This is a genomic window from Legionella drozanskii LLAP-1 (assembly GCF_001467585.1).
Taxonomy (GTDB): Bacteria; Pseudomonadota; Gammaproteobacteria; order Legionellales; family Legionellaceae; genus Tatlockia; species Tatlockia drozanskii.
In genome coordinates, this window is record NZ_LNXY01000020.1 from 1,043,031 (window position 1) to 1,053,073 (window position 10,043).

Consider the following 10,043-nt stretch of genomic DNA (forward strand, 5'->3'; position numbering starts at 1 on the left):
TCTTATGTTATAGCTGGTTTAGGACCCATTAAGTTTTTAGAACAAGCCGTAATAAGCACAACGTCTCTACAACCATAATTAGCATTTATGTCTGGGATGATTGGAGTAGAATAATGAAGCACCTCTGGATCTCTAAGAATTAGTAAATTTCCTTCTGGGATAATTTCATCAAAAATAAGTTGATCTGACTCATCCTTAACTTGCGTTTGTGCACCAATTATATTATTTCTTGAAACGACAAAGATTCCTAACCAATCTATCCCATCTTTATGGAAACCTTCCAAAGCAGTTAAGCCTTGTTGGTCAGAATGACAATCTATTCGCTGAAGTTGTACTAAAATCACTTCATTATTTTTTAATTGACACACAGTTGAAAATTTATGAAGGAGTTGATAAAAATCTTCTCTTTGATGTAATTCATTTTCAATAGCTGAGTAATCTCTACTAATATCCCCATGAACTGGATTGTATTTTTTTTCTTGCAAAAGAGGAGCATGGGGTAAACACTTAAAATTTTCTTCTAAACCACAATGCCAGGAAATGCTTTTATATCTGAATCCTTCGGGCACATAAGGATCTTTAGGGCAATTTAAGAAAAATTTGCCCCACTCTTGTGTTTTTACAATGCCATTTAAATCCAAAAAACGATACTTCATTTTCATTACCAGTTATATAGTTATACTTTAAAGACTGAACTTTTTATTAACAGTTAACATTAGAGTCTCTCTTTCTTCTAGAGAGATAGGAAAGGCCCAGCCCACTTTGGCTCCATGGGTTACATTAACAATGCTATCCTCAAGCGAACCTCTCACAACTAATCCAGTAAATTGATCTAATATTTGGAATAATCCTAAAACAATTTTATTCTGTTTTAGTTCAAACTCATCATTGTCTGGTAAATCAAGAGTTTCACATACAATATATTCTTGAGCAGTTCCTCCTTTGAGGTTTTTTAGAGATTCTCGTAAAGAATCAGCCTCACATTCCATTCCAACATAAATTGATTCGCCACCATAAGAGCGATTCGCTTTAAAGATGAAATTATTCTTATTCTCTATGAGATTTTCAATATTATCTTGAGAAATAGAGATGGTATAAGGGGTATATTTTAATATGGTTTCTCGTTCAGCCTCGCTTAATATGGAGTGATATTGTTGGTCATGGAATAATGCAAACCATTTTTTATTGCTTCGAATTTCGGTTTCAAAAGTATTAATAACAGTGGCTCCGCTAGCGAATATTTTTGAAAATAATGAATAGCAATTTAGATCATCATATAGAGCGAGGCGATAAATAAGCGTTTTCTTTCCCTCGTTAGAATCAAGGTATTCCTCAGGGTAATCTTCTTCAGTGACAAGAGAAACAGGTACTTCAGAAATAGTTTCTGTGACACTGTCAAATAAACTTTTAACTGCACCACTTCCTTCTAATAAATATTGCTTTAAAGAAAAGATAACTACTCGTTCAAATTTATGCTCTAAAACTAACTCATGTAAATGTTCGGCTATAACCTTTCGTGGTGAGAGATAACGACTGGAGTCACCCCCGATCGCATTGAAATAGCCACTAAAGCAATCAAAAAATTTAATACCCCCAAGCGAGCATTCGATATTAAGCTCACAAAATTTATAGCCTTGATTTGAAGGGATAATATCAGGTCTGGAAATAATATTATTGCCTGTTCCCAGCTCATCCCAATCAATAAAAGACTTTGCTTCTTTAGGAAGATCAAACATCTCAAGAATGTGGTCCTGGGAGTGAGTAGACAATAAAAATTTTAGAATTTTAGTTTGTGCTTGGATCAATAATTTACTCGCTTGGCACAGCTCTTCGTAAACAGCTTGTTCTATAACTAATGGCATTGGAAAAGTTAAATATCTTGCATCATAATTTTTTAAGAAATTTTTAACATTTTGAATAGAGTCTCGGTTTTTAATAGCATCTTTTATAGATAAAAAGTTATCTACCCAAGGTCTGTTGAATTTAGCAAACGACATAGTTCATTCCCCGTGAAATAAAGTTTTAATGCAAAATTAAATGATTTTACTTTAGCAATATACTTAAGAATTCTTGCTCAAGAGCAAGAGCACTAGACTCCGATTTTGCATATACCATATAGTCGATAACTTTCCAGTTATTCATGTCTTCATTCATAATGACTACTCCTGATCCATTAGCCACTGAAAGTTTTTCAGCTACATTAATTGCGTACAATAAATCATTAATGGCCACATGATTACGAGTTAAAATAAAATGTGTGTCTAAATAATTTACACCTATGAGTTTTTCTGCGATAGGCTGTATATGTGAGCATCCACCTAGACGACCATTAATTTCTGTAAAAATAACTTGATCCTCTTGCGTTATTATTGCATCAAAATTAACCAGCCCTCTATATCCAAGGTTTAACAGCTTTTGCTTTAATAGCTCACAGCCATCAAGAAATTGTTGCCGTATATTTGTCGATAAGTTAGCTGGGGGGATCTGGAAACCAATCCAATTTACGACACCTTTTCCTATTGTATCTTGAGTTTCATCCATACGAACAATGCCATAATTCATAAGCTTACAATCGTCTATATTCTTGCCAATATAATATTCAGCATAAATGGTATCTTGAGATGGCAAATATGTCTCAACTACGATTAGATTATTTCCGAATGAATCCACTAAACTACACCAGAGCTTCTCTGAAAATTCGATAGTTATGTCATCTACGTCGTTTAGTTTTATGACTTCTCGTACTCCAGCATAATTTAAATGATCACATAAAGTAATTGCTATATTACCTACCCCATTAGCAGAAAAATCCTTTTTAATGATGATTACACCACTATTAGTTATTTGTTGACGCATAACGTAATACAGCTCTTGTGCAGAACGGCATGCGTTTCCTGGTGCGATTGGAATATGTGAAGCAACCAAAGCCCTAAAAGCAGATTTACTATTTAATAAATTAGTTCCTGCCTGGTTCATAAAATTAGGTTTTTGAAGTTCAACATGAGAAAGAGTCAATTCATTAAGGAAGCAAATAATAGAAGAGCTATAGATATAAGGAATTATCTCCCATGTCTTTCCTGACATACGGGTTTTAAGATCATTAATTAATTCATTATTAAGAAGCGTCTCACTTGTTAAAATGAGCCAATTATCCGTATTTGTTGATAGAGGAAGAAAATTAGCCGAAGTAATCTTTTTATTCTTAATACGAGAAATATAGTCGATCATGGTTTTAGAGAGCGTAGATGGTAGTATTAATATATCATCTTCATCTAACAACCAAGCTAATCGTTTTGCATAAACAGTTGCCTCTTGACGAGTAAAAACAGGTAGCTTAGAAACATCTCCAACCACAGCTTCGCTATAAACATTTCCTATCAGCAATTTTGGCATAAGTTCGTTTTCCCTTTATTCTTAATATTAATTAATTTCTTTATTAGTCTAATATGCCAATATAGATATGATTTTTCTTGATAAAAAACAGAGTCTATATTTTTTTTAAATAGTTTTTGTAAGCCTGAACCAGCCAAACCAGGATACAAATGATGTTCAGCATGGAAATTTCCATTCCATAGAAAAAGTCGGACTATGTAATTAGAAAGGATGCTTCTTGATTCCGAATAAAAATCTGGTACATGATTACAATCTAAATGTTCTGGTAGTCCGAAAAATAAAATCCACATATATGAGAACAACAAGGGAAGCCAGTAGCAATAAAACATAATACGCGGAAATAACAAGGTAAAACTAAAGAATAAAACTAGAAGGACGCAAATAAATAGGCTATCCCACAAAGCACGTTTTTTCTTTTTTACACCATCAATATAATAAGGATAAATTTGTAATAAGACATTCAATGTCTTTGAAATTTTTGCAAATGCAAAAGGTAAACCCGTTATAAAAAAAATATAGTGAGCCAAAGATTTGAATTCAATTTTAGTTTCTGTATCTTTTTCTGTTCCAACATATTTATGATGCTGTAAGTGATGCTCTTTGTATAGTGTAAAATTTATTAGCAAGATCGCTGAAAAAAATCTGCCAATCTGGGTATTGAGGAATCTATTTTTAAGATACGTCTGATGTAGACATTCATGCGCTAAATTTAAACCTCCAGCCAAAATAAATCCCAATATAAATGCAATGAGTAGATTGGCTAATAAATTATGTGAATACATTAGAGCAAGAAAAATATATGTAAAAACAATAAAAATTAATTTATGAAGAGGCCGTGATGTTCTCTCTCTTTGCCTGAAAAAAATTGTTTGCATCCGTTTATCCTTGCACTCTATGTTACAAGTCCTTAATGTTCTAGACTCAATTTATTGGGAGGTTTGAAATTGAGGCACTCCAATTTAAACTTTCATATAAAGCTTGCATTGCATGATCCTGAAATTTAGATTCTTCTTCTTTACAAACTATTAATTCCAGCATTTTATGTACCATCTCAATATGGTATGCCTCTGCCGGGTCATCCCCACCAACGTGAGTTTTGAAATAAATTAGCTCATTTGAATCATGATCAAAATTTCTTTTAATTCCAGCCCATAGAGATTCGATAATAGTGTGAGCATGGGCTTCAAATGCAACCATATAGGCACATCTAATTACAGAATCCTGGTTGCTTAGCCCCTCAATAAGAGATAACAAATAACTGCGAGTAGGTCCTGAAAAATCAGGAATAATAGGCCTGCCAGTTAGAATTTCAATATCACGTCTTAGCAAATTAGAATGAAACCATTTTTTTGTATCTAAAATATTCTGAAGGCCTGCTTTACCAAATTTTTCAACAACATAATGGCCTCCGGTTTCATCCCAACAGAGAAAATTACCTACTACACTCGTTATTTCTACATGTGAAGGTATATCTTGGTTAGATTTGATTGATTCGCTAATAAGCGATAATTGAGAGCCCGCTTGTATGTAAGGAAATGCTAAAGAAATTCCTAAAAAATGGGGAAACAAACTAATTATTTGATCCCTAGAATGCAGTTGATTAAACGGGTGCTTATTAAGGGCTTCCATTGCTTGGAACTTGAATACATCATACAACATGTCAATTTACCATCCATACTTAACATCTATTAATAATAATTTTTATACGCGAATCCATGAGCCGCGTAAGAAAAAGTTCTCCAACCTTTGCCGCTGAATATGTGAGGTAATCGATGGGTTAGCCATTTCATACGTACTCCAATACAATTACCTCTCACCAGTATTGTTACACTAAATAAATCTTTTGGTTATCCGTAGTAATTACGGATATTCTTTACTTCATACTGCATATTATTTATGATAATTGATAATAAAATACTACAAAAGTCTAAACTACAGAATGCGCTCAAAGCAGTGGACTAAATTTCGATCTAAAGCTATTAATAGCTCTTTGCAACGTGATTATTCTCGAAAAAATCCAACATTATTTTATTGGTAATGGGTAAAGAATGCTACAAAACTATCTCAGGATTTAATTTAATCCTTCATTACTATGGATAATTGAGTATTAAATATGCTTTCGGGGATAGTGTTTAAAAATCCTGCAGCAATAGCTTTATCTATAAGCTCATATTTATTGTCAGCATTAAACTTATGTTTTAATTGTAATAAATATTCTTCAACAGTTCGTGAAGATAAATTTAAATACAAAGATATTTGCTTGGCTGTTTTACCTCTAAGGATATAAAAAAGAACCTCCGACTGACGATCCGTTAATTTTATATCGTTAAACGTAGCATTTAACATATAGCTGCTTTGACCGCAAAGATCGTTACTTACCCCTTCAACTGACATACGAGATAAAAAAGAGCCGATTTCAAGCGTTGTAACATTGGTTACATCCATGCCGTGAAAAATAGTTCCAACACAAAGATTTGTTTCCTCATCCAATAAAGGTGTTTTGGTGAAAATATAGGCCTTCCATTGTCCTCCAGCGAAAGGATGGATATCCAGAATTCTCATTTTACTCATTGTTTGGATAACTTGTTTATCTTGCTCACGAAACATTTCAGCAAAATTAACCGTATCACATGGCATATCAAAGTCCGTTTTACCGATAACATCCTCATGATGATCAAGACCAATAATTTGTCCATATTCTTTGTTAGCATACATAAATACAGAGTTTTCATCTTTACAACCCCATGCTCCAGGCATTAGATCAAAAAGAGATTTTAGTTTTACATCTATTTTAGTCACAACACATCCTAGTTATTAAAAATCCACGATGAATAATACTTGCCCATCTCGTAATATGTCAACAATGCTTAATTTATTTGATATAGTTCAGAATTTCGTCATCAATTTGGTTTTTCGAAGCAAAATGATAACTAGCTGATTGTCGACAAACCCTAAAACACTATTCAAGAGAGTCTTGTCAAAAATCCTACACAAAATAAATAAAATTGAACTTGATACACCCTGTTTGGTTATTGATAAAAGTGCATTGGAGTTTAACCTAAATGTAATGCGCCAGCACTCCCAAAATACTCAAGTGAACATTCGCCCCCATGTAAAAACCCACAAATGCTCCAAATTGGCGAAATTGCAAATAGAATATGGAGCAATAGGAATTAGTGCTGCAAAAGTATCTGAAGCGCAAGCCCTGATTGATGTGGGAATAAATAATATTTTAATTACTTCTCCTGTAATCACTGAAAATAAAATAAGACGCCTAATTTCATGTATAAAAAAGGCTCCTGAAACTATAGTCGTGGTAGATAATGAAAAAAATTTGCATGATTTAAATGAAGCAGGCCAAACAATTCAATCTAAAATCAATGTCTTGGTTGATTTGGACTCAGGAATAGGTAGAACAGGTATAAAACCAGAAAACGCATTAAGCTTTGCTTTAAAAATAGGACAATTTAAATGGTTAAATCTTATGGGAATTCAATGCTATGCTGGCAACCTTCAACATATAACCTCCATGACGAGAGAAAGAGTCGTTCATTACAGGTAATGGAGATGGCAAGTAATGTAGTCAAGCAATTTAAAAAATCAGGAATACCTTGCGTTATACTAACAGGTACCGGAACAGGTACTTACGATATAGATGTTGAAGCCTCAGAAGTCACAGAAATTCAACCAGGATATTATACAGTTAGATCTTACTGAATGCAACCAAAAGGCTACTGGCTTTCGACTATTTTTTGCGGAAAATGAGGGAACAATTACTAAAATAGAAGGCATTGAAAAAATTTCGGAAGATCTCCAGACAGTTGAAATCGAAATGTACAAAAAAATAGGTGATGAAGTATTATTGCCGCCGCGTATTTTTCAGGCGCATGGCCACATGATTGTGACAGCAGAAACATTGGATGAACTGGACTTTAAAGTGGATAGCTTAACTAAATCTGTACGTATTGAGGTTACTAATGATTAGCCGTAATACAGCACTTGTTGTTTTTGGCCGACTCTTTACGAGCTATGGCTATTATTTGGTTATACCATTTTTAATGATTTATATAACTAAGTATTTAGGGATGAGCGCAATCGATGCGGGAATTTTATTGGCTATTCTTAATCTTAGTCGCCGAGGCTTAGGCATATTGGCAGGTTATTGGAGCGATAAATTTGGCTCTCGTAATATGATACTAGTAGGTTTAGCCTTGGAAGTATTAGCCTATACGACTATGAGCTGGGTAACAAACTTTTGGCTTCTAGCTATTATTATATTTCTAAGTGGTGCTGGTGGATGCTTATATAATATTAGCAGTCGGGCAATTTTAGCAAAACCAAAGGAAGGACAAAATACCGCTGTTACATTTGGTTTCTTCTACATTACTATGCATATTGGCTCCCTTCTTGGTCCTCTAACCTATGTTTGGTTTTCTGATAAAGGGATTTTACCACTGACATTTTTCTTTTCGGCAGGTGTTTACGGTATTTTTTTGCTTCTTTCGATAATTTGGTTAAAGCCCTCCCCAGAAGATAAAAATAAACCTGCTATCAGACTTAAAGATATGTTTGTCGTTTTTTCATCAAGACCCTTTATGATTTATTGTAGTCTCATTACAGGAGTTTGGTTTATCCTCACCCAGTTATATATAGTCTTACCACTTTACGTTTTAAAAATGCCTAATGGTGAACAATTAATAGCATATTTAAATGCATGGAACGCTATATTGATTATTGTTTTTCAGTATTGGTGTAGCCGAATGATTAGCAACCTAACTCTCTCAACTAAATTTACAATGCTAGCATTTGGCACACTTTTAATGGGGATTGCTTGGTCGTTATGTATGTTTCCAGGCGAGTACATGCTTTATTTCGCGATTAGTTTATTTACGATTGGAGAAATATTATTTATAGGAGTAGTTGATCTACTTGCAATAACATTTGCTCCTGCTGGGAAATCAGGTCTGTATTTGGGTTTTTCGACATGTACATGGGCTATTGGGGGTGCATTCGCAAGTGTACCGGGCACCGTATTTTATAGTTTTGCAGATAATAGCCAGCATTTAGAGTGGTACTGGTTAAGCTTGTTAATAATGAGCTTTCTGGTTTCTATTGTTGTATTAATTAGCAAAATCAAGTTGGTAGACTTCTTAAATAAATCACCACTTTTACAAGTTTACTGAGAGATAAAATGAAAGCCATTATTTTTGATTTTGATGGAACTATTCTTGACACAGAGCACACTGAATTGACTGCATGGCAATATATCTACTCTAACTACAATTCTATTTTGCCGGTTGAACAATGGCTAAGGCGGGTACACATAACCCCCCAAAATTTTGACCCCATGTTACATTTAGAAAAAACACTAGGAAGGCCTTTAGATCGTGACCAGGTGACAAAGCATCGACGCGAAAAATTGGCCGAGTTAGTTATTGACCTTAAGCCTTTACCGGGAATAGAAGATTGGATATTAACAGCTCACGCACTTGGATTGAAATTGGCAGTGGCATCTAGTTCACCACGATATTGGGTTGTTGGCCACCTTGAAAGAACAAATCTTTTAACCTATTTTGATTTGATTATTACCAAAGAAGATGTAAAAGCGTCAAAGCCAAATCCAGAGGCTTATCAAATGGTATTAGATCATTTTCAGATCAAGGCTGATGAGGCACTTGCAATTGAGGATTCTCCAGTTGGAGCATCAGCTGCTGTGAGTGCTGGGCTTCGATGCATTATTGTGCCAAATAAATTAACTAAAGGTCTTACTTTTCCCCTGACTTTTCGGACTGTTAGTAATCTTGTGGAACTCTCTTTACATAAAACTATTGAGGAATTAACTCCAAACCCTTTTGTACTTGTAAAGCATATATTTTAGGTTGTTAAGATGCTTTCTTCATTATGTCTCATTCCTGCATGCAATATAACAATCCATGAAGCGCATGAGGAATTTAGTTTAGAGAAAATCAAATCTGCAATTCTATCAGAAGGGTATTTGCGCCACCCTATTCTTGTAACAAAAATGAATGATGGTAGATATCTAGTTATTGATGGTGCTCATCGTTTCCAAGCACTATGTTCCATAGTACTAAAATCCCTGCACAAATTATAAATTCAGAAAAAATTATATTATCGACCTGGGAGCATGAAATATCGACTGGCTCATGTCTCAAGAAACTTCGCTCCGATCCTGAATGGAAATGGCAAAGCAAGTTGCAAATAACTGAATGGGCAGCCTGCTTAATTGATGAAAGAGGTTTCGAGTCCTGGCTTGTTCCCGTAAAACAACCGTCAAGCATAATCGATCGTTTGAATAATTGGCATCAGATAGTCAACTCATATGTTAATAATGTTTCAGTGCATAGAATATCATTAAGCACTAATGGGTTGCCTTCTGCAGGTTGCATACGATTAAGGTTTCCTGTCTGGACTTTATCAGATATTGAATATGTTGTAGTTATGGGGAAAATATTACCCCCTGGCACTACACAGTTCATCGTTCAGGAGCGCATGTTAAATTTGTATATTCCCATCTATTTACTTACTGGCTTGGCTGATCATACAAATGAATGGGAAGGTAATCCCCCCATTTTTAACTGAATCTAAAAGTAGAGGATTAGGCCGCTAGAGCCAATTTTTGCCTTGGAGGA

At 34.5% G+C, this 10,043-nt stretch carries 12 protein-coding genes; 6 read left to right on the forward strand and 6 right to left on the reverse strand.

Going from position 1 to position 10,043, the window contains the following annotated elements:
- Positions 1 to 2: 2 nt before the first annotated feature.
- The 6 genes from Ldro_RS08985 to Ldro_RS09010 all read right to left on the reverse strand — a co-directional run bounded on the left by Ldro_RS08985 (position 3) and on the right by Ldro_RS09010 (position 6,192).
- Positions 3 to 656, reverse strand: coding sequence for a 2OG-Fe dioxygenase family protein (locus Ldro_RS08985; protein ID WP_058496047.1), 654 nt, complete (start codon positions 654 to 656; stop codon positions 3 to 5).
- A 27-nt stretch (positions 657 to 683) separates the two neighbouring features.
- Positions 684 to 1,997, reverse strand: coding sequence for a hypothetical protein (locus Ldro_RS08990; protein WP_058496048.1), 1,314 nt, complete (start codon positions 1,995 to 1,997; stop codon positions 684 to 686).
- 46 nt (positions 1,998 to 2,043) lie between these two features.
- A complete protein-coding gene (locus tag Ldro_RS08995; RefSeq protein WP_058496049.1) occupies positions 2,044 to 3,393 on the reverse strand; it encodes a preATP grasp domain-containing protein in 1,350 nt (449 codons plus the stop codon).
- Positions 3,378 to 4,268, reverse strand: coding sequence for a fatty acid desaturase family protein (locus tag Ldro_RS09000; RefSeq protein ID WP_058496050.1), 891 nt, complete (start codon positions 4,266 to 4,268; stop codon positions 3,378 to 3,380). The genes Ldro_RS08995 and Ldro_RS09000 overlap by 16 nt, the downstream gene beginning before the upstream one ends.
- Before the next feature lie 46 nt (positions 4,269 to 4,314).
- Complete coding sequence (locus tag Ldro_RS09005) at positions 4,315 to 5,052, reverse strand: hypothetical protein (protein ID WP_058496051.1); 738 nt, start codon at positions 5,050 to 5,052, stop codon at positions 4,315 to 4,317.
- 417 nt (positions 5,053 to 5,469) lie between these two features.
- Positions 5,470 to 6,192: a helix-turn-helix transcriptional regulator gene (locus Ldro_RS09010; RefSeq protein WP_083497923.1), complete on the reverse strand. Its 723-nt coding sequence runs from the start codon at positions 6,190 to 6,192 to the stop codon at positions 5,470 to 5,472.
- A 175-nt stretch (positions 6,193 to 6,367) separates the two neighbouring features.
- Here Ldro_RS09010 and Ldro_RS09015 point away from each other — a divergent pair, with 175 nt between their 5' ends.
- The 6 genes from Ldro_RS09015 to Ldro_RS09035 all read left to right on the forward strand — a co-directional run bounded on the left by Ldro_RS09015 (position 6,368) and on the right by Ldro_RS09035 (position 9,993).
- Complete coding sequence (locus Ldro_RS09015; RefSeq protein WP_058496052.1) at positions 6,368 to 6,955, forward strand: alanine racemase; 588 nt, start codon at positions 6,368 to 6,370, stop codon at positions 6,953 to 6,955.
- Positions 6,956 to 7,048: 93 nt separating this feature from the next.
- Positions 7,049 to 7,378 carry a hypothetical protein gene (locus Ldro_RS09020; protein WP_058496053.1) on the forward strand — a complete coding sequence of 110 codons (330 nt, stop codon included), beginning with the start codon at positions 7,049 to 7,051 and terminating at the stop codon, positions 7,376 to 7,378.
- Positions 7,371 to 8,576 (forward strand): MFS transporter, encoded by a 1,206-nt coding sequence (locus tag Ldro_RS09025; protein ID WP_058496054.1) that lies wholly within the window; start codon positions 7,371 to 7,373, stop codon positions 8,574 to 8,576. The genes Ldro_RS09020 and Ldro_RS09025 overlap by 8 nt, the downstream gene beginning before the upstream one ends.
- An 8-nt stretch (positions 8,577 to 8,584) precedes the next feature.
- Positions 8,585 to 9,271: an HAD family hydrolase gene (locus tag Ldro_RS09030; RefSeq protein WP_058496055.1), complete on the forward strand. Its 687-nt coding sequence runs from the start codon at positions 8,585 to 8,587 to the stop codon at positions 9,269 to 9,271.
- Positions 9,272 to 9,280: 9 nt separating this feature from the next.
- Positions 9,281 to 9,505: a ParB N-terminal domain-containing protein gene (locus Ldro_RS17015; RefSeq protein WP_083497924.1), complete on the forward strand. Its 225-nt coding sequence runs from the start codon at positions 9,281 to 9,283 to the stop codon at positions 9,503 to 9,505.
- Positions 9,469 to 9,993, forward strand: coding sequence for a hypothetical protein (locus Ldro_RS09035; protein ID WP_058496056.1), 525 nt, complete (start codon positions 9,469 to 9,471; stop codon positions 9,991 to 9,993). The genes Ldro_RS17015 and Ldro_RS09035 overlap by 37 nt, the downstream gene beginning before the upstream one ends.
- Positions 9,994 to 10,043: the final 50 nt, after the last annotated feature.

Bases quoted from the DNA above. Each gene is read 5' to 3' on its own strand.
- Ldro_RS08985 (WP_058496047.1), bottom strand. From the start codon at position 656: ATGAAGTATCGTTTTTTGGATTTAAATGGCATTGTAAAAACACAAGAG.
- Ldro_RS08990 (WP_058496048.1), bottom strand. From the start codon at position 1,997: ATGTCGTTTGCTAAATTCAACAGACCTTGGGTAGATAACTTTTTATCT.
- Ldro_RS08995 (WP_058496049.1), bottom strand. From the start codon at position 3,393: ATGCCAAAATTGCTGATAGGAAATGTTTATAGCGAAGCTGTGGTTGGA.
- Ldro_RS09000 (WP_058496050.1), bottom strand. From the start codon at position 4,268: ATGCAAACAATTTTTTTCAGGCAAAGAGAGAGAACATCACGGCCTCTT.
- Ldro_RS09005 (WP_058496051.1), bottom strand. From the start codon at position 5,052: ATGTTGTATGATGTATTCAAGTTCCAAGCAATGGAAGCCCTTAATAAG.
- Ldro_RS09020 (WP_058496053.1), top strand. From the start codon at position 7,049: ATGTTGAAGCCTCAGAAGTCACAGAAATTCAACCAGGATATTATACAG.
- Ldro_RS09025 (WP_058496054.1), top strand. From the start codon at position 7,371: ATGATTAGCCGTAATACAGCACTTGTTGTTTTTGGCCGACTCTTTACG.
- Ldro_RS09030 (WP_058496055.1), top strand. From the start codon at position 8,585: ATGAAAGCCATTATTTTTGATTTTGATGGAACTATTCTTGACACAGAG.
- Ldro_RS17015 (WP_083497924.1), top strand. From the start codon at position 9,281: ATGCTTTCTTCATTATGTCTCATTCCTGCATGCAATATAACAATCCAT.
- Ldro_RS09035 (WP_058496056.1), top strand. From the start codon at position 9,469: ATGTTCCATAGTACTAAAATCCCTGCACAAATTATAAATTCAGAAAAA.